Here is a 17909-nt window from a genome sequence, read left to right as displayed (position 1 = left end):
CATTGACGGATACCTGACATCGTTGCCACGCATCGGACCGTCACGTTTACGCCACCCGGCTCACCGCGCCCACACGGCACCCTCACCACACCCGCAGCGGATCGCCACCGCACCCACACCACACGCCTCTTGACGCAGGCCGCCGACCGGCGGTGCACCCGCCCTCGGATCAGCCCGGTTCCCGCGTGTCCACCCCCGCGAGCAGGGCGAGCCCGCTCTCCGCCTCGCCGCCGGGCGCGGTCGTGCGGGCCACGATCCGCGCGTCGCCCCGGTGGGCGGCCAGGACGTCGCAGTCGAGTTCCGGCCGCGAGGTCGCGTACGCCCGGACCCGGCCCCCCGACCCGGACCCGGCGGCCGTTCCGGTCAGTCCAGCCAGCCGTTGCGGGCCGCGTGCCAGACGAGCTGGATGCGGTTGTCGACACCCGCCGTACGCTGCATCGCCGCGATCCGGCGCTGGACGGTGCGGATCGCGACGCCGAGCGAGCGGGCCATGGCGGCGTCGGTGCTGCCCATCACGAGCATCGCGAGGATGCGCTGCTGGAGGGTGCTGTCGCCCGTGCCGGGGCGGGCCAGCGGCACCCCGCCGGACCAGACGCTCTCGAAGAGCATCACCAGGGCGTCGAGCAGGCCGCTCGCACCGATCACCAGCATGACCGGTTCGGGCGGCAGGGTGTCGGCGCCGAGCAGGACGAGGGCCACCGAGCGGTCCGCGACGCACATCCGGATCGGCAGCCGGTCGACCACGCGGACGTCCGCGCCCGGTGGCAGGACGTCGAGGGCGCTGTCCACGCCGTCGGGCTCCTTCTGCACCGCGGCGCGCTCGACGACAACCCGGCGGCGGACCGTGGACACCCCCGATCCGATGGCCTGGAGGAACCCGGCCGGCCCGCCCGCTGTGGCGAAATCCGCCGAGCCCGCCTGCCCGTCCGCCCGGTCCGGGCCGCCCGACGCGCCAGGGCCACCCGCAGCGCCCAGCTCACCCGGCCCACCCGACGTGCCCAGCTCATCCGGATCACCGGGATCACCCGGATCGCCCCGCCCCCCGGGCAACTCCGGCTCCACCACCTCCGTGCCCCCGGGTGCGAAGACCAGCAACTCCCCCCGGGCCTGCCGCAGTACGGCGTCCAGCCGGACCCGTACCGCCTCGGCGCCCGCTACGGCCTGGACCACCTCCTCGGCCCGGTGGCCCTCGTGCACCCGCTGGTACTCCACCGCGAGCCGGTCGAACAGCGCCCGGCCGCGCACCAGTTGCTCCTGTACGCGGGACAGCAGCGGGAGCAGCCCCTCATGCGGCGGCAGCGGGTACCAGCGGTCGTCCAGGCCCAGCCGGGCCAGGCCGCGTGCGGCCAGTTCCACGCATGCGGCCCGCGCGGCCTCCTCGGACAGCCCCGCCTGCCGGGCCAGTTCGGCGACCGCCACTCCCCTGGTCGCCACCAGCAGCGGATAGGCCCGGTCCGCGTGGGCACTCAACCCGAGTGCTTCAAACGGGCGTTCGGTCATGATCGTGAACTGTAGTCCCCGGCCCCCGGCCGAATGTCGGACTTTGCCGATCCCGTCGCACCCCCGACCGTACGCGGGCGATCCGCGCACAAGGGGTCAGCTACGCAAGGGAGCCCATACACGACCGATACGTGACCGACGGGTCACCGACCGTGTCCGCCCGGCCGCGGCGGACCCAAGGGCCCGCCGCGGCCGGGACGTTCACTCCCGCTCGGCTCAATCCCGCTCGGCTCAATCGCGCTCGGCTCAATCGCGCTCGGCCGACAGTGCCGCCAGCTCCCGTTCCACCGCCCGCTCGTGCGCCTCGGCGTCCTCGCGGGCCCGCTTCGGGCTCCACCGCCCGGCCATCACGAACACGAACGGCACGAACAGCACCTGGCCACCGACGCAGATCCACCACCAGTCACGCCACTGCCCGGGCCCGTCCGCGGACGCCTTCTGCACCTTCGCACCATAGGAGTCGAGCACCGCGAGCTGCGGCTGCGCCTTCGCCACCACGGCCAGGCCGTCCGGCCCGACCTGCTGAACGGCCTGCGCGGTCAGGGCCGCCGGGGCCTTGCCGGGCGGGTACTTGCCGAGTTCCGCGAACAGTTGCGGGTGCTGCTTGACGATCGCCAGCGCGGGCCCTGCCGCCTGCGAGGCCGCGGTGACCTGCGCGCCGTGGTCGACCAGCGGCGTGACCGAGGTGACCAGCACCGGGATGAACGCGGCCGACACGGCGACCACGATCCGTACCGTCCAGCCCCACACCGCCAGTCCGGTCGCGGTCGCCGCCGGGTTGCGCTTCTCCACGGTCTCGGTGAAGCCCGCCATCCACGGCCCGTAGGCGATGCCGCTGAAGACCCCGATGCCGATGAAGAGCCAGGCGAAGGTGTAGTAGCCGGTGCTCTGATGGGTGGCCCGGGAGGCGAACACCGCGGTGACCGCGATCGATCCGACCGCGCCGACCACCATGAACGGCTTGCGGACCTTCAGCCGGTCCGAGAGCAGCCCGACCGCGACCAGGGCGATCGCGTTCGCCGCCCAGTACCAGTTGGCGAGGGCGTTGGCGCGCTGCTCGCTGTAGCCGAAGGTGGTCGCGAAGTAGACCACGAAGTTGCCGACGGCCGCGTAGTACAGCAGCAGGAACAGCGCGATGGCCAGTGCCGAGCCCGCCACGTCCAGCCGCAGCATCCCGCGCCACTCGCCGCGCCGGGACGCGGCGGGCTCGATGCCCTTGGCGCGCGCCTCGACCAGCGCCCGGTCCCGCAGGCTGACCATGATCTGGTCGCGGACCGCCGGCGCCAGCTCGCGCAGCGCCACGAGCGCGACCACGAACACCGCGAAGCCCGCGATCCCCGAGTAGCGCAGCTCGTCCTGCCAGCTCGCGCTGTCCAGCGTGTGGCTGGTGACCATGGTGACCACGAGGCTGCCGATCACCGGCCCCATCGTCCAGTACCCCATCGCCGTGGCCCGCCCGAGCTGCGGCGAGAAGTCCCTGATCAGCGCGGGCGTGGCCACCAGCACGATGCCCTCGACAAAGCTGACCAGCGCGAAGAGCACCAGGTAGGTGGCCTTGCCGCCCGCGTGCGGCAGCCCGAAGAAGACCAGCCCCGACGCGACCAGCAGCCCGTAGACCACCATGTTCGCCCGGCCCCACCGGTCGGCGAGCCCGGCCAGCAGCGACGCGAACGCGCCGACCGCGTTGCCGATCACCGACACCCACACGAAGTAGCGGTACGTCATCCCGAAGTGCGTGATGATCGACGTCGCCACGGCGTACTGCACGTAGAGCATGTAGTAGAGCACGATCGTGGTGAGCACCACGATCGCCAGGCAGCCGATCCGGCGCGCGGTGGGCGGGTAGCCGACCAGGTCGCGCCGGTAGAGCCGGGTGAGTGCGCCGCGGGGTCCGGCGCCGGGTGCGCCGGGGCCGGGTCTGTCGGCTTCGAACGAGGTCGGGGTGGCGGACATACGGCTCCTCCTGGAGTGCTGGACCCCGGGCACACGTGCCGCGGGACCACGGCCGAGGTTGCGGTGAGGGTAGTACCGACCAGTCGGTATGCCTAGGGGGTGCGCGCATCCGGAACGGGGGGAAAGCGCGCCGCTCCGGACCGCGCGCCCGTGACCGCCTACGGACTTTGTGGAAGGGTCGTAACAAGCCCTGTGGGACTGCTGGTTCACGATGGCCGGCGCCGACAGATCTCGGATACGGTGCCGGCATGGTTGCGCACGGGGGGCAGGACGAGGGCCGGAGCTTCGACCTCGACGGGAGCGGCGCGACACCGCTGACCTCGGAGGACCCGCGCCGGATCGGACCGTTCCCGGTGGTCGGGCTGCTCGGCGTCGGCGGGATGGGCCGGGTGTACCTCGCGGTCACGGAGGACCGCTACACCGCGGTCAAGCGGGTCCATCCGGTGCTGGCCCAGGACCCGGACTTCCTGCGCCACTTCAAGCACGAACTCGACAACCTGGCCAGGCTTCCCGCGGGCGTCAGCGTCCCGCTGCTGGCCACCGACCGCACCGCGAACCCGCCGTGGTTCGCCACCGAGTACATCCCCGGGGTCACCCTCACCGAGGCGGTACACCTGCACGGCGGACCGCTGCCCCGGGCGGCGCTGTGGTACCTGCTGCGCGAACTGGCCGCCCGGCTCAAGGCGTTGCACGCCCTGGACATGCTGCACCGGGACGTCAAGCCGTCCAACGTGATGCTGACGCTCGACGGGCTCGCCCTCATCGACTTCGGCATCGCGCGGGCCGCCGACCAGAGCCGGCTGACCAAGACCGGGATGGTGCTCGGCACTCCCGAGTACATGGCACCCGAACAGGCCCAAGCCGTACGCCCGTTGACCGCGGCCGCCGACGTGTTCGCGCTCGGCAGCCTGCTCTTCTTCGCGGCGACCGGCGCCTCGCCCTTCGGCCCGGGCTCCGGCCTCGAAGTGCTCTACCGCATCGTGCACACCGAGCCGGACCTGTCCGCGCTGCGCGGCCTGGACCGCGAACTCGCCGACCTGGTCGCCGCGTGCCTCGACAAGTCCCCCGCCGCCCGGCCCACCGCGGCGGACCTGCTCGACCGCGTCGCGGAAGGCGCCGCTCCCGCCGCCGCCGACTGGCCGGCCGCGGTCGCCGAACAACTGGAGCGCCGCGCCGCGTTCGCCGCCGCCGTGCCGGCACTTGATGAACTCACCTCCGCCACGGTGGACTTGAAACCGGCGCCTCCTGCCGCGCCGGCCGCGGCGATCGCGGGGGCCGCGGCGACCGGGCAGGAAGGCACGTCGGCGGAGCAGCCACCCGCCGGCCCTCCGGAAGCCGGCGGCGACCCCGAGAAGCGCGTACGCCCGCCCGAAACGCCCAAGCGGCGCTCCCGCAAGCTCGTCCTGATCATCCCGGTCGTCCTGGCGGCGGGCGGGGTCTCCGCCGTCACCCTCCTGCCGTACGCGTTCTCGCACACCGACGGGAAGCCGTCCGCCGCTCCCTCGTCGGGGCCGTCCGTGTCGTCGTCCGCCGACCGCGGCGGGCCGTCGTCCTCGGCGCGCCCCGGCCACTCGACGTCGGCGTCCGCGTCGGCCTCGGGGCACTCCTCCGGCGCGGGCGCGAAGTCGGGCGCGACGTCGGGCGCGGGCGCGAAGAAGTCGGGAACGGGGTCGGCGGGCGGAACCGGCGGCTCGCACAGCGGCGGCAGCGGCACCAGCGGGGGAAGCGGGGGCACGTCCGGGGGCGGGTCGTCCTCGTCGGGGGGATCGTCCTCCGGCGGGTCGAGCGGGGGAAGCGGAGGGGGCGGGGGCACGACGAAGATCGGCTCCGCCGGGACCTACCGCATCAAGAACGCGTCCAACGGCCGCTGCCTGGAGCTGGACACCAGCACCGGCAACGGAAGCATGTTCGCGCAGACCGGTACCTGCTCCCCGGAGAACAGCCCTTACTACGAGTGGACCTTCAAGCCCGCTTCGAGCGGCACGTTCGAGGTGATCAACAAGGGCAACGGCTACTGCCTCACCGGCTTCCTGTCGGACAACTGGGTGAGCGCGGCGCCGTGCGGTTCGACCGGCCAGTACTGGCGGATCGGCAGCGCGAAGTCCGCCGGCAGCACCCTGGAGAACACCAGCTCCTGGCAGTGCATGAATCTGGACACCGAGGCGAAGGTGACCGCCTGTAACGCCTCGTCCTCCTCGCAGCTCTGGAGCTACGCCGGCAAGGGCTGACCCGGCAGCGATCCCAGGGCGCTGATCCCCGCACAGCTCCGCGAAGCCCCCAAGAGGCCCCGCCCCACCAGATGTCAAGGAAACCTTGACAACGTGGGCGCGTCAAGGTCTCCTTGACACGGCGCCGGCCCTGCCGCTTCCCGCCGACGGGCGCCGGGCGGCCTCGGACCGCCGCGGACCGCCGCGGCACGACACCCACGAAGGCGGACAGCGATGAACAGCGAGGAACTGCTCGACGCCCAGGAGGCCGCTCGGGTCCGTGAGGGAGTCGCGGAGGCCGTCCTGCGGGCCCCCGAAGGGCTGGCCGAGTCCCTGGAAGACGACGCGACGGGCTTCCTGCGCCTGGTGGACGCCACCCGGATCGGCGCCGAGGAGACGAACCGGCTGCTGCGCGAGGCGGTCCAGGGCGCCCGGGCCGCGGGCCACAGTTGGGACACCGTGGGCCGGGTGCTGGGCGTGAGCCGGCAGGCCGCCCAGCAGAGGTTCGCCGGCAAGGCAGCCGACGCCGTCTCCGCCGGCCCCGGCACCCAGGGCCCCGGCGCCCAGGGCCCCGACGGTCCGGAGCGACGCGTGCTGACCCCGCTGACCGCGTTCAACGAAATGGCGGCGCTCGCCCAAGCCGGCGCGGACGGTTGGCAGTTGGTCGGCTACGGAGCCCTGTACCACGAGGTCGAGGCATCCGACCGCCGCTGGGAGCACTGTCGGGTCACGATCGCGGCCGCCGCCCGGCGCCGGCGCATGGAGGCCGAGGGGTGGGTGCCGGTCGGCGCGGGCTGGTTCCCCTGGCGCTACTACAAGCGGCCGCTGCACCAAGCCGCGGGAGACTGTTGAAACGCCCCCGATGAAACGCCCCCGAGCCGTGCCCGGCACCGGCTCGGACTCCGCGAGCCGCTACCTCGAATCGGCCTCGTCACGGCGCCTGCGCTATGTTCCCCGCCATGACCGAGCTAGGACCAGATGTCTGGCCGCCCGCCCCGATCAGGACCGAGCGGCTCGTGCTCCGCGAACCCGAGGCCCGGGACCGTCCGGCGATCGTGGAGTTGTTCTCCTCACCGGAGGTGGGCACCTACACCGGTGGCGCCCGGCCTCGCGAGGAACTCGAGCGCGCGGTGCCCGAGGTGCCGAGGCGGCGCCCCGGGCTCTTCGTGGTCGACCTCGATGGAGCGATGATCGGCATCATCGAACTCAACCACCGTGACGCGGACCATCGCAGCCAGGTCCGCCCGGATGACGGCGAGGCCGAACTCGGCTACCTCTTCCTGCCGCGGGCGTGGGGGCACGGGTACGCCGCCGAAGCGTGCGCGGCGGCACTCGACTGGTTCTCATCCGCGCTTCCCGGCGAACCGGTGACGCTCGTCACCCAGACCGCCAACGACCGCTCGATGCGCCTCGCGGTGAAGCTGGGGTTCGTCGAAGTGCAACGGTTCGAGGAGTGGGGCGCCGCACAGTGGTTCGGCCGGTGGTCCTCTCCCCCAGCGTCCGCCTGACCCGCGGCCCCTGACGGCACACACCCGGGCCGGCCGATCCGAGGACCGGCCGGCCCGTCCGCCGGCTCCCGACGCTCGGCGCCGTGTGAACCACCGTACGGATCAAGCTCAGCGGCTGCCCGCGCCCGTCACGAGGCGGTGCAGCTGAGCGCGGGCACCGTGAACGCGCCGGTGGCGCTGCCCTGCAGGCCGAACGTGGTCGAACCCGCCGCCGGCAACGCGCCGTTGTACGACAGGTTCGTCGCCGTCACGGCGCTGCCGGACTGCGCGAGGTCCGCGCCCCAGCCGCTGGTCTCCTGCTGGCCACCGGGCCAACTCCACTTCACCGTCCACCCGTTCACCGCCGCCGCACCCGCGGTGACGGTCACGGTCGCGGTGAAGCCGGCGTCCCACTGGTTGTCCACGTGCAGGGCGGCGGTACACCCGCCGCTCCCGGCCCCGCCGGTCGAGCCCGCGGACGTGCCGGACGAGGTGCCCGAGGAGGTGCCCGACGACGTCCCCGCGCTGGTGCCGCTCGACGTACCCGAAGACGTGCCCGAGGAGGTACCCGACGACGTGCCCGACGACCCGCCGCCGGACGTACCGCCGCCGTCGAATGCGGGTGCCTTGATGCTCGCGAGATACCCGTCCTTGACCGTGTCCACGGTCTGCCAGTCGCCCTCCAGGATGCCGCCGGTGTCACCGGAGTCCGGATTCCACGACCAGAAGGTCCAGTTGAAGCTGTCCCCGCCGTACGTGGACGTCGGACGCAGGTACGTCACCAGCGCCTTGAGCCACTGCTGGTCGGTGGTCGACTGGAGCGTGGTGCCGAACTCGCCGACCCACACCGGGGCGATGTTCTGCTCGAAGAGGTAGCCCCAGTACTTCGACCAGATCCCGGGCATGTTGGCCGGGAAGGTCGGGTCGTCGAACCAGCTCTGCTGCGCGACGCTGGTGGCGTAGTCGTGCGCGGAGTACACCACCCGGTTCGGCACGTCGAGTTCGACCGGGTACTGGCCGGCGCCCATCAGGTTGCCGCCCCACCACCCCGAGGTGCCGTTGTAGGTCTGGATGCCCTCGACGAAGATCAGCAGGTCCGGGTTGACGCCGAGGACCGCGTCGCCCGCGCGCTCGGCGGCCAGCCGCCAGTCGATACTGGTGTCACCGCAGCCCCAACAGGCCGGATCGTGCGGCTCGTTGTGGAGGTCGATGCCGATCACCGCCGGGTTGCCCTGGTAGCGGGTGGCGAGCGCCTTGAGGTCGGTGATCCAGGTGCTCTCCGGGACCGACGCGGTGTACCAGAGCGCGGACTGCCCGCTCGCGTCCGGACGGTGCCGGTCCAGGATCACCCGCAGGCCGATCGACCCGGCGTAGTCGATGATCTTGTCCATCACCTGGAGCGAGTCCAGGCCCTGGAGGTCGGCGTTCATGTTGTAGAAGTTGATGCTGTCCGGCATCGTGCCCGGCTTGAAGATGTCATCGCTGTACGGCAGCCGGATGGTGTTGTAGCCGAGCGACTTCATCTGGTCGATCATGCTCTTGTAGTCGCGCGCCCAAAGGCCGTGCGCCACATGGTTGTCGGTCTCGAAGCCGAACCAGTTGACGCCCGCGATCCGGACCGGCTGGTCGTTCGCGTCGAGGATCTGCCGGCCGCTGGTGTGCCAGTAGCCGGTGCCGGCGTCGGCGGTCGTGGCGCGCCCGCCGGCCGCGGCGGGGTCGGCGGCGGCCGTCGCGGACGGCTGGCCGGCCACCGCGAACAGCGCCATCAGCGCGGCCGCGACGAGGCCGGCGAGCACGGCTCGCAGCCGGGCGGGCGTCACGCGCGTTCTCGTGGGGCTCGGGGAGGTCTCGGGGCTCGGGGAGCCCGGGTAGGGGACCACGGTGGTGATTCCTCTCGGTGGGGGGAGGGCGCGACGGAGGAGCGGTGAGCTGTGGGAGCGCTCCCAAGCCGCGCCACCCTGTATGGAAGCGAGGTTGGGCTTCGGCCGTCAAGGGGCCGCGCAGGGTTCAAGAGGTGAAGCGGAGAGGGGAGTTGGCGAATACCCGGGCCGGGCCGAGTGGGTGGGGCGAACGCGTGGGCCCGGCTGCGCGGGTGCGACCGGCCGCACCCGCGTCCGTCTCCGCGCCACCGCCCCCTACCTGTGACCGTGCGTGTTCGCCGGGGTGAATAATGCCCCGCATGGACCAGGGACTTGCTGCGTTACTGGGTGCGACGGTAGGTGTCGTCGGGACGGTCGCGGCGTCGGCGATCTCCAGTGGGGCGACGCGGCGGCAGCTGGAGGGGCAAGCCAAGGTCGAGCACTCGCACTGGCGCAGGCAACTGCGGCGAGAGGCGTACAGCGCCTTCCTGGCCCCGGCCAACGAGGCGCGCACTGCTCTGAAGATGGCCGCACGAGCGCTGGTCGGCGATGCCCCGGATATGGCGGAAGCCGATCGGCAACTCAGGATCGGGCAAGATCAGTTGACTCTGGTGCAGGCGACTTGGGCCGGCCTCGCGGTCGAGGGGCCCGAGTCGGTGGAGCAGGCGGCCCACAGCGTCCACCTGGGCCTCCACTCGATGCATACGACTCTTCTCGCCTGGCGCGACTCCTCGGGCGCCCCGGATCGCAACGTCAACTTCGTCGAGCGTCACGCCGTCGAGGTGACCATGGTCTCCGAGCGCCTCAGCAGCTTCACGTCGGCTGCTCGCACCGCCTTGGACGACACCGACCTTCCGCCAAGCAGGCCCCACTGAGGGTGCGGCGCCGACGGCGAGAACCGCTGCCAGTCGTCTGTCAGCACCTCGGTGTTCACGCCGATCAGCGTGCCGCAGGGCAGCGACACGAGTGTTTGTCAGCACTTCCTTTGGGCGCCAGCACGCCGGCGTTTCGGGGCTCCACTGCCGTACCAAGCCGATCCGGCTCCACCGGTACGCCGCGACAGTCCACGCCCGGGTCAGGAGGGCCTGCGCATCGCCGCTTGTGGCGTGATCGGACATCGGATGACTTCGTTCCGGACCGGTAAGCGGGCACGTTTGCGCGGTATCGAGCCCGAGGACTGGACGGTGTTCGGTCGCCGGGCCCGCAACATCCCGCCGAGAGCCACGATCGGGCACGTCAGAGCAGCTGGAGCACCTCGGCCAGCGCACCGGGACGCTGGTCGACGGGCAACGGATCGACCAGGTGGACCCGGCACCCCAGCGTGGCAGCGCCGGTGTCCGCGACAGGCTCGTCTCCCACCATGAGCGCATCGCCGGGCGCCACGCCGAGCTTGTCACACGCCATCTGGAAGATCCGGGGATCGGGCTTCTTCACCCCGCACTCGAAGGAGAGGAAGTAGGCGTCCACGAGGTCATCGACACCGTGGTCGCGGAAGACAGGGCGCATGTCCCAGCCGATGTTGCTGACGACAGCGACCGGGATGCCTCGCCCGCGCAGGGCGCGGAGGGTTTCCTCGGTGTCGGGGTAAGGCAGCCACGCCCCGGACACTTGGGAACGTTCGTACAGGGCCTCGGCCAGGTCGGCGGCGGGCAGATCCGATTCCCGGGCAAGGGCCGTGAAGGCAGCCCGGTGTCGTTCGGCGGTCAGATCGCGCTCCCGCCACAGTGCCTCCAGACGGGGCGGCACCGTGCGCGGAGGAACCCCTCCGGGTTGAGCCCCGAACTCTTCCAACCGGCCGACGCACGCGTCGAGTTCACCCTCGGACACGTCCAGACCGGCCTTCGTTGTCACCGCGCGCAGCCACTGCGCGGCAGATTCGATCCGGAAGAGGGTCCCGGAGAAGTCGAACATCACGCCCTTGATCATGCAGCCGATCCTGGCGGCGTCGACGACTGGCCGCAAGCCCGAGACGAGCACATCTTCAACCCGAGCAATCCACCAACGTCCTCAGGCACTTGAGGCCCTTGATGCTCTTGAGGCCCTTCAGGCCCTTCAGGCCCGAAGCGGGGCCCACACAACTCCGCGCACTGGAGCCGAGACAAGTGCTTGTCGGGTGCGTCCGTTGGTGAGGTAGGTAGCCTGCCTTCATGGTTGCGGGCGAGGGGGCCGAACACATCGGTACCAATCTTGAGGGTCAGGGCTGGGGTGCGACGCGCGCCTGGGTGGAGAAGGGGCTGGGCGAGGCGGAGCGCATCGAGGAAGTCGTGCGGTTGCGTGGCGGCTGGACGTCGGAGATACGCCGTCTGGACATCCGCGGGCCGGGCGGTCGACGCTCGCTGGTCCTGCGGTCCTTTGCCAAGCCCTTCTTCGTTCGGCACGCGGAGGGCCTGCTGACCCGGGAGGCAGCCGTGCTGCGCCTGCTCGGCGACTCGGACGTGCCCGCGGCCTCGCTCGTGGCGGTGGACGCGACGGCGCAGTACTGCGACCACCCCTCCTTGCTGATGTCCCTGCTGCCCGGGACCGTGCGCCTGGGCGATGAAGGGGCCTATCGGCGTGCCGAACTGCTGGCCCGTCAATTGCTGCGCGTCCACCGGCTGCCGGTGACCGCGGAGGCCCGGCCTCGCACCTATCAGGCGTGGACCTCTCCCGAGCGGGTGAGCCCACCCGAAGACACCGAGCGGCCTGAGCTGTGGCGACGGGCCGTGGACGTGATCCGCCGCGAGCCCCCGGAGTACCGGGCCTGCTTCCTGCACCGGGACTTCCACCCCGGCAATGTCCTCTTCACGGGCGACGGCGTCGGCGGCGGCGGCGACGGTCTGCGGATCAGCGGCGTCGTCGACTGGGTGGAGACCTCCTGGGGGCCGGCCGACCTGGACGTGGCCCACTGCTCGACGGCCCTGGCCCTGCTGCACGGGGTTCCCGCGGGCATGCGCTTCGCCGACCATTACCTTGCGGCGGGCGGGACGCCGGCCGAAGACCGCGCCGCTCATCTCTACTGGCGTCTGCTGGACGCGTTGGCCTTCGCTCCGGACGCCGAGAAGGTCGCCGTCCCCTGGCGCGAGGTGGGGCGTACCGATCTGACCCCCACCGTGCTGACCAGGCGGCTGGAGGGATACCTCCAGGCGCTTTTCGACCGATACGCGTGAATCCGGATCGGTAGCCTGCGGGCAGGAGACCCGCGGTCGGCGGGGCTGTCATGCCGCGGGTTCTTCGGGGCGTTCGACGAGGCGGCCTCGTTCGAAGCGGGCTCCGGCGCGAACCAGCGCGACGGGACGGGGTGCGACCACGGCCCGCCGTCGGGCCCGGGCGGACTCGATCGGCTTGACGACCATGGCCGGTCCGGCGACCCGGCTGCCGGCGCCGTGGTCAGGCGGCCGGGCGGGCGGTGCGGCCGCGGCCCGAGCCGGCTCGGCGGACGTCCCGGGCGGCCAGGGCGATCATGACGGCGGGAATGAGGATGTCGTTGGCGAGGATGCCGCCCGTGTTTCCGGCGGCGTGGTCGCCGTTGGCGAACCACTGGTAGACGTGGCCGATCGTGGCTCCCCAGAGAAACGCCGCGGCCGCCAGCCCGCTGGTGAGGCGCTCGCGGGGCGACGCGGAGGCGGCGCGGAAGCCCAGTACGGCGAGGCCGAGGTTGGCGAAGGCGATCTCGAACTGGAACGGCGAGTGGGCGAAGCCGATGGTGTCGGCCATGCCCTTCGGGACCGCCAGGAACGAGATCGTGATCCACACGCTGCCGATGCCGAGTGCGCCGACGGCCCACCAGCGCTGCCAGATCTCCGCCGCCGGCCGGTCCGGGCCGCGGCGACGGCAGCTCAGCAGCGCCCCGAGCGCGGGCACCAGCATGAAGAGGAGCGGAAACGTGGTCTGAACGGCGTACGGGAGGTTGTCCATGACTTGAGTGTTGCATGGTTAATATTAACGACGCAACAGTCAGGTAGAGTGGACGCATGGACGAAGGACTGGCAGAGCTCCTGTACCGCGTGGTCATGCTGATGGGCGAGGCGGCCCGGCGCCGCTCCGGCCCGAACCAGCACCTCTCCCACAGCCAACTGCGGCTGCTGGGCACCCTTGAGGAGATCCAACCCGCCACCCAGCACCAGCTCGCCGAGGCCCTGGCCCTGTCCGACCCCGCCATCAGCCGCGCCCTGCGCCCGCTGGAGGAGCGGGGGTACGTGACCATCACCGTCGACCCAGCCCACCGGCGCCGGCGCCTGGTCGCCCTCACCCCGAACGGCCAGGACACCTTCCTGGCCGAGGGCAAGCCCCTGGAGGAGGAACTCCGCACCGCCCTCATCCAGGCCGGCTTCCCCTACGAGCGCTACCTCGCCGACACCCACCGGCTCGCCGCGCTGCTGACCCCCGCGCAGCCACGGCGCACAGCCACGGCCCGGCAACCGGACGGCGCACCGGACGGCGGGTCGGAACCGGATCGATCCGGGCCGGCGTGAGCAAGGAGAAGGTGAATCCCGCCCCGCACGAAATCCGGGCCGCCCCGGCACCGTTCGCCACCCGACCGCACAGGGTCGTCGGTTAGGCTTACCTAAGTGCCTGGCGGCCCGGGCGTGCAACGCGGAGGCCGCCCGGAGCGTGCGCACGGCATGCACGAGGCACACGGACAGCCGAGCGCGCGAGACAGCGCGAGGAAGCGGGCGCATCGATGGCGGAACGACCGCAACGCAGGACCCCCACCCCGAAGCGCGCGACCGTACTGCGCGGCGAGAGGATCACCCCGCACATGGTCCGGGTGGTGCTGGCCGTGGACCCGGCCGCCACCCTGGACATCGGGGAGTACACCGACCACTACGTCAAACTGCTCTTCCCCGCCGAGGGCGAGACCTTCCCCGAGCCGCTGGACATCGAGGCGATCCGCCGCGACCAGCCCCGGGAGCGCTGGCCCCGGACCCGCACCTACACCGTCCGGTCCTACGACCCGGGCACCCGCGAGATGGCGGTGGACTTCGTGGTCCACGGCGACGAGGGCGTCGCCGGTCCCTGGGCGGCCCGGGCGCAGGCCGGCGAGGTGCTGTACTTCAGTGGTCCGGGCGGCGGGTACACCCCCGACCCGGCCGCCGACTGGCATCTGCTCGCCGGCGACGAGAGCGCGCTGCCCGCGATCGGCGCCGCGCTCGACCGGCTGCCGGCCGACGCGACCGCGAAGGTCTTCATCGAGGTCTCCGGGCCCGAGGAGGAGCAGAAGTTCGACGTCGGCCCGGGCACCGAGGTGGTGTGGCTGCACCGCGGCACCGGCCAGGTCGGCGCCGCGCTCGTCGAAGCGGTCACCGCGCTCGACTTCCCGGCCGGGCGCGTGCACGTCTTCGTGCACGGCGAGGCCACGTTCGTCCGCGACCTGCGCCGCCACCTGCGCCTGGACCGCGGCATCCCGCGCGAGGACCTGTCCATCTCGGGTTACTGGCGCCGCGGCAAGGACGAGGACGGCTGGCAGTCCTCCAAGCGGGAGTGGAACGCGGAGGTCGAGCGCGAGCAGGAGGGCGCACCGGCCGCCTCGTAGCGGCAGGGCGTACGGGAGGCGGCACCCGCCGAAGGGTGCCGCCTCCCGCCCGGTCCCACCCGGTCCCGCCCGGTCCCGGATGCCCCGGATGCCCCGGAGGCCCCGGAGGCCCCGGAGGATCAGACGGCCTTCTGGTACGACCGCAGGGTGCGGGTGGAGAGCCAGACCGCGGCCAGGGCGAGCGCGACCAGGGCGCCGCCGCGGGTGAGCACCAGCGAACCGTCCGGGTGCGCGGCCATGGCCGAACGCCCGGCGACCAGCGCCCAGTTGACGGGGTTGACGGCAGCGACGTGCCGCATCCAGGCGGGCATCAGACCGGGGGCCATGAAGGCCGAGGAGAGGAAGGTCAGCGGCAGCAGCAGGAAGGTGTTGATGCCGATGATGCTCTCGCGCTGCCTGACCAGCATGCCCAGCGCGTTGGAGAACGCGCCGAAGACCGTGCCGAGCAGGACGGACGCCACGACGAGCAGCGCCAACCCGCCGACGCCGCCCGGGTAGTGCGCCCCGCCCGCCTTGCCGAGCAGGATGATCACCACCGACTGGAGCGCGGTGATCAGACCCTGCTGGACCACGCCGGCGTTCATCAGGGCGGCCCGGCTGACCGGGGTGATCAGGAAGCGGTTGAGGGTGCCGCGCTCGATCTCCTCCAACATGCCCATGCCCGCCCACATGTTGGAGGACACCGCGCTCATCACCACCACCCCGGGCACGAGGTAGTCCAGGTAGGAACCGGCGCCGAAGCCCGGCAGTTCGACGACCTTGCGGAAGAGCGAGCCGAACAGGAAGAGCCAGATGACGGGTTGGACCAGCGTGATGACGACCACGACCGGCTGGCGCACGATCGCGACGATCTGACGCTGCGTCATGTACCAGGTCTGGGCGAGGACTTCACCTCCGCGCCGGACCCTTCCTGCGTCGGTCGCGGCGGAGGCGGCGGATGAGGCGGCAGACCCGCCGGGCGCCGAGGTGTGCGGGGTCGCGGTGCTCATCGGGCGTCTCCGGAAGTCGTGGCGGTGGTACGGGCGTCGGGGAGGGCTCCGGTACCGCCGGGGCCCGCGCCCGCGTCGGCGCCGGCCTCGGCGAACCGCCGCCCGGCGTACCGCAGATACACGTCGTCCAGCGACGGCCGGGCGACCGTGACGGCCGCGACCGCCGCGCCCTGCCGCTCCAGCGCGGCCAGCACGTGCGGTACGGCGGCGGGCCCGTCGTCGGCGCGGGCACTGATCCGGCGGCCGTCGACGTCCACCTCCCGCACCCCGGCGAAGGTGTCGAGCGCGGTCCGCAGCAGCCCGGCGTCGACCGGGCCGGGCGCGTCGCGCAGCTCCACATGGACCGCGTCGCCGCGCAGTTCGCCCTTGAGGGCGTCCGGGGTGCCCTCGGCGACGACCCGGCCGCGGTCCACGATGGCGATCCGCTCGGCGAGCCGGTCTGCCTCGTCGAGGTAGTGGGTGGTGAGCAGGATGGTCAGGCCGTCGTCGCCGGCCAGCCGGGCGATCTCGGCCCACATCGCGGTGCGCGCCTCCGGGTCGAGCCCGGTGGTGGGCTCGTCCAGGAAGAGCACCTCGGGGCGGTGCACCAGGCCGAGCGCGACATCGAGCCGGCGCTGCATACCGCCGGAGTAGGTGTTGACCTTGCGGCGCCCGGCGCCGGCCAGGTCGAACCGGTCCAGCAGTTCGTCGGCTCGCCGCGCCAGCGCGGCGCCGCGCAGCCCGTACAGCCGGCCTTGCAGCAGCAGGTTCTCCCGGCCGGTGGCGACCGGGTCGGCGCCGGAGCGCTGGGCGACGACGCCGATGGCGCGCCGTACCCGCTCCGGGTGGCGCAGCGCGTCGTGCCCGGCGACCAGGACGGCGCCGGAGTCGGGGCGGGCGAGGGTGGTCAGGACCCGGACGGTGGTGGACTTTCCGGCGCCGTTCGGGCCGAGCAGGCCGAAGACGGTGCCGGGCGCGACGGTGACGGACATGCCGTCCAGGGCCCGGACGTCACCCGGGTAGGTCTTGACCAGGTCGGTGGCCGCCACGGCGGGCGGATGCGTGCTCATGAGGGTTCCTCCGTGGGAAGGGTGCCCGGGGCGCGCGAGGGCGCCGCCGGTCGGCGGAGGCATGAGCGGCTCCCGAGGGAGGAGCCGGGCTATCGTGGGTGTGCCGCACCTCGATCACCTGGCACCCGCTCATGCGCGGAGTGCCCCCAGAAGGCTCTGGGGACGGTCGTGGTTGGTGTTCCGGCGTCCGCTGTTGCAGCAGCGGGCGCCGGTCTTGCTCCCGGGCCGGCCTGTCCCCGGGCCCCGCACCATCGTGCGCGAGGGGTGGCCGGCGGGTCCTCTCCCCCGGTGCCGTCGTGCCGTACGGACGGGGTGGCCGGCTCCGACCCGCGGACAGCGCCGCGGGCCAGGGGGTGGGTCGGATCAGAGCGTCGGGTCAGAGAGCCAAGTCGAGTCAGGTCAGGTCGGGTTCGGGGTCACCCGCTCTCCTCGTGCTCCCCGGGCGGGTCGGCCGCCTGGGCCGCCCCGGCCGCCTCGGCGGGGTCGAAGCCCTCCATCCGTTCCTCCAGACGGGACCACTCGTCCGGCACTTCGCCGGTCTCGTGCCAGCTGCGCCACTGTCCGATCCCGTCGAGGGTGCCGTCGGCGAACTCCTGGTATGTCGCGCGCAGCCAGGCGATCTGCGCCCGCACCATGTGGAGTTGGTAGTCGGTCTCGATGAGGAACATCCGCGGGAGTTCGCCGTCCAGCGCGTCCAGCACCCCGCGCAGCCCGGCCGCCTGGACCTCCAGCGCGCGCAGCCGGTCCCTGAGCAGGTCGGTCGCCTCGTCCGGGTGCAGGGCGCCCATCAGCGAGAGCGCGGTCTCGAAGAGCGGGTACTCCTGCGCGGGCACGGCGACCAGGTCGGCGAGCCAGTCGTGCATCTCGATCCGGCCGTCGTCGGTGAGCCCGTAGACGGTCCGCTCGGGGCGGTTGCCGTCCCGCTGCACGCCCGCGACCTCGACCAAGCCGTGCTTTTCGAGGTTCTGCACCACGGTGTAGAGCGAACCGAAGTTGATCTTGATGCTGTTTTCCTTGCCGCGTTGACGCAGCAGCCGCGCGATCTCGTACGGGTGCATCGGGCGCTCGGCGAGGGTCACCATCACCGCGAGGGCCAGCGGATTCGTCAGCTTGCGGCGCCGCGCCACCGGTACCCACCTCCTCACTCGTCGCCGTATATCCGGGTACGAATATATCGCGACTGTCAGCATCCGACAAGTGCGATGTATCGCGAGTTTCGCGATCCGGCGGTGCGGCCCTCCCGCTCCCGGCCCGGCCCCGGCTCCCGCTCCCGCTGCCGCTCCCGGCTCGCCCTCCTCCACCCCGCGCACGGGAACGCGAAAGCCCGGCTCCGCTCGGCACGTTGGAGGTGCC

At 72.3% G+C, this 17909-nt stretch carries 15 protein-coding genes and 1 pseudogene; 7 read left to right on the top strand and 9 right to left on the bottom strand.

All coding sequences use genetic code 11. The features are described 5' to 3' along the window. Positions 1–363: 363 nt before the first annotated feature. Both AB0399_RS19790 and AB0399_RS19785 read right to left on the bottom strand, forming a co-directional pair. Positions 364–1500: a hypothetical protein gene (locus AB0399_RS19790; RefSeq protein WP_366412201.1), complete on the bottom strand. Its 1137-nt coding sequence runs from the start codon at positions 1498–1500 to the stop codon at positions 364–366. A gap of 246 nt (positions 1501–1746) precedes the next feature. Then, on the bottom strand, positions 1747–3453 hold the full coding sequence (locus AB0399_RS19785; protein WP_366412200.1) for an MFS transporter: 1707 nt from the start codon (positions 3451–3453) through the stop codon (positions 1747–1749). Positions 3454–3701: 248 nt separating this feature from the next. On the opposite strand from AB0399_RS19785, the gene AB0399_RS19780 reads away from it, so the two are divergent. The 3 genes from AB0399_RS19780 to AB0399_RS19770 all read left to right on the top strand — a co-directional run bounded on the left by AB0399_RS19780 (position 3702) and on the right by AB0399_RS19770 (position 7168). After that, on the top strand, positions 3702–5681 hold the full coding sequence (locus AB0399_RS19780) for a protein kinase (RefSeq protein WP_366412199.1): 1980 nt from the start codon (positions 3702–3704) through the stop codon (positions 5679–5681). A gap of 213 nt (positions 5682–5894) precedes the next feature. Continuing rightward, positions 5895–6512: a hypothetical protein gene (locus AB0399_RS19775; RefSeq protein WP_366412198.1), complete on the top strand. Its 618-nt coding sequence runs from the start codon at positions 5895–5897 to the stop codon at positions 6510–6512. A gap of 107 nt (positions 6513–6619) precedes the next feature. Then, entirely contained in the window at positions 6620–7168 is a 549-nt protein-coding gene (locus AB0399_RS19770; protein ID WP_366412197.1) for a GNAT family N-acetyltransferase, read from the top strand. A gap of 128 nt (positions 7169–7296) precedes the next feature. Here AB0399_RS19770 and AB0399_RS19765 read toward each other — a convergent pair whose 3' ends face one another. Then, on the bottom strand, positions 7297–8913 hold the full coding sequence (locus AB0399_RS19765) for a cellulase family glycosylhydrolase (protein ID WP_366412242.1): 1617 nt from the start codon (positions 8911–8913) through the stop codon (positions 7297–7299). Positions 8914–9326: 413 nt separating this feature from the next. Between AB0399_RS19765 and AB0399_RS19760 the strand changes: the two genes are divergently transcribed. Beyond that, positions 9327–9881: a hypothetical protein gene (locus AB0399_RS19760; RefSeq protein ID WP_366412196.1), complete on the top strand. Its 555-nt coding sequence runs from the start codon at positions 9327–9329 to the stop codon at positions 9879–9881. Between the two features lie 361 nt (positions 9882–10242). Here the strand turns inward: AB0399_RS19760 and AB0399_RS19755 are convergent, their stop codons facing one another. Further along, complete coding sequence (locus AB0399_RS19755) at positions 10243–10932, bottom strand: HAD-IA family hydrolase (protein ID WP_366412195.1); 690 nt, start codon at positions 10930–10932, stop codon at positions 10243–10245. Positions 10933–11153: 221 nt separating this feature from the next. On the opposite strand from AB0399_RS19755, the gene AB0399_RS19750 reads away from it, so the two are divergent. Then, positions 11154–12152: an aminoglycoside phosphotransferase family protein gene (locus AB0399_RS19750; protein WP_366412194.1), complete on the top strand. Its 999-nt coding sequence runs from the start codon at positions 11154–11156 to the stop codon at positions 12150–12152. 48 nt (positions 12153–12200) lie between these two features. Here AB0399_RS19750 and AB0399_RS19745 read toward each other — a convergent pair. Together AB0399_RS19745 and AB0399_RS19740 are read right to left on the bottom strand one after the other, a co-directional pair. Further along, positions 12201–12368, bottom strand: a pseudogene (locus AB0399_RS19745) (IS256 family transposase); the annotation flags it as partial. Positions 12369–12372: 4 nt separating this feature from the next. After that, on the bottom strand, positions 12373–12900 hold the full coding sequence (locus AB0399_RS19740; RefSeq protein WP_366412193.1) for a DUF6790 family protein: 528 nt from the start codon (positions 12898–12900) through the stop codon (positions 12373–12375). 56 nt (positions 12901–12956) lie between these two features. Here AB0399_RS19740 and AB0399_RS19735 point away from each other — a divergent pair, with 56 nt between their 5' ends. After that, complete coding sequence (locus AB0399_RS19735; protein ID WP_366412192.1) at positions 12957–13457, top strand: MarR family transcriptional regulator; 501 nt, start codon at positions 12957–12959, stop codon at positions 13455–13457. Between the two features lie 209 nt (positions 13458–13666). Further along, on the top strand, positions 13667–14518 hold the full coding sequence (locus tag AB0399_RS19730) for a siderophore-interacting protein (protein ID WP_329371301.1): 852 nt from the start codon (positions 13667–13669) through the stop codon (positions 14516–14518). Between the two features lie 119 nt (positions 14519–14637). Here the strand turns inward: AB0399_RS19730 and AB0399_RS19725 are convergent, their stop codons facing one another. The 3 genes from AB0399_RS19725 to AB0399_RS19715 form a co-directional block, all read right to left on the bottom strand. Beyond that, positions 14638–15384, bottom strand: a complete 747-nt coding sequence (locus tag AB0399_RS19725; protein ID WP_329374422.1) for an ABC transporter permease — start codon at positions 15382–15384, stop codon at positions 14638–14640. Positions 15385–15503: 119 nt separating this feature from the next. Next, the gene (locus AB0399_RS19720; RefSeq protein WP_366412191.1) at positions 15504–16556 is read right to left on the bottom strand and encodes an ATP-binding cassette domain-containing protein; all 1053 of its coding nucleotides are present in this window, start codon (positions 16554–16556) and stop codon (positions 15504–15506) included. Between the two features lie 416 nt (positions 16557–16972). Continuing rightward, positions 16973–17683: a PadR family transcriptional regulator gene (locus AB0399_RS19715; protein WP_366412190.1), complete on the bottom strand. Its 711-nt coding sequence runs from the start codon at positions 17681–17683 to the stop codon at positions 16973–16975. Between the last annotated feature and the right edge of the window lie 226 nt (positions 17684–17909).

The organism is Streptomyces sp. NPDC088194 (genome assembly GCF_040702025.1).
Lineage (GTDB): Bacteria > Actinomycetota > Actinomycetes > Streptomycetales > Streptomycetaceae > Actinacidiphila.
This window is presented reverse-complemented; position numbering and strand designations above follow the sequence as displayed.

Bases quoted from the DNA above. Each gene is read 5' to 3' on its own strand.
- AB0399_RS19770 (WP_366412197.1), top strand. From the start codon at position 6,620: ATGACCGAGCTAGGACCAGATGTCTGGCCGCCCGCCCCGATCAGGACC.
- AB0399_RS19750 (WP_366412194.1), top strand. From the start codon at position 11,154: ATGGTTGCGGGCGAGGGGGCCGAACACATCGGTACCAATCTTGAGGGT.
- AB0399_RS19755 (WP_366412195.1), bottom strand. From the start codon at position 10,932: ATGATCAAGGGCGTGATGTTCGACTTCTCCGGGACCCTCTTCCGGATC.
- AB0399_RS19720 (WP_366412191.1), bottom strand. From the start codon at position 16,556: ATGAGCACGCATCCGCCCGCCGTGGCGGCCACCGACCTGGTCAAGACC.
- AB0399_RS19740 (WP_366412193.1), bottom strand. From the start codon at position 12,900: ATGGACAACCTCCCGTACGCCGTTCAGACCACGTTTCCGCTCCTCTTC.
- AB0399_RS19730 (WP_329371301.1), top strand. From the start codon at position 13,667: ATGGCGGAACGACCGCAACGCAGGACCCCCACCCCGAAGCGCGCGACC.
- AB0399_RS19765 (WP_366412242.1), bottom strand. From the start codon at position 8,913: ATGGCGCTGTTCGCGGTGGCCGGCCAGCCGTCCGCGACGGCCGCCGCC.
- AB0399_RS19725 (WP_329374422.1), bottom strand. From the start codon at position 15,384: ATGACGCAGCGTCAGATCGTCGCGATCGTGCGCCAGCCGGTCGTGGTC.
- AB0399_RS19735 (WP_366412192.1), top strand. From the start codon at position 12,957: ATGGACGAAGGACTGGCAGAGCTCCTGTACCGCGTGGTCATGCTGATG.
- AB0399_RS19775 (WP_366412198.1), top strand. From the start codon at position 5,895: ATGAACAGCGAGGAACTGCTCGACGCCCAGGAGGCCGCTCGGGTCCGT.
- AB0399_RS19780 (WP_366412199.1), top strand. From the start codon at position 3,702: ATGGTTGCGCACGGGGGGCAGGACGAGGGCCGGAGCTTCGACCTCGAC.
- AB0399_RS19790 (WP_366412201.1), bottom strand. From the start codon at position 1,500: ATGACCGAACGCCCGTTTGAAGCACTCGGGTTGAGTGCCCACGCGGAC.
- AB0399_RS19760 (WP_366412196.1), top strand. From the start codon at position 9,327: ATGGACCAGGGACTTGCTGCGTTACTGGGTGCGACGGTAGGTGTCGTC.
- AB0399_RS19785 (WP_366412200.1), bottom strand. From the start codon at position 3,453: ATGTCCGCCACCCCGACCTCGTTCGAAGCCGACAGACCCGGCCCCGGC.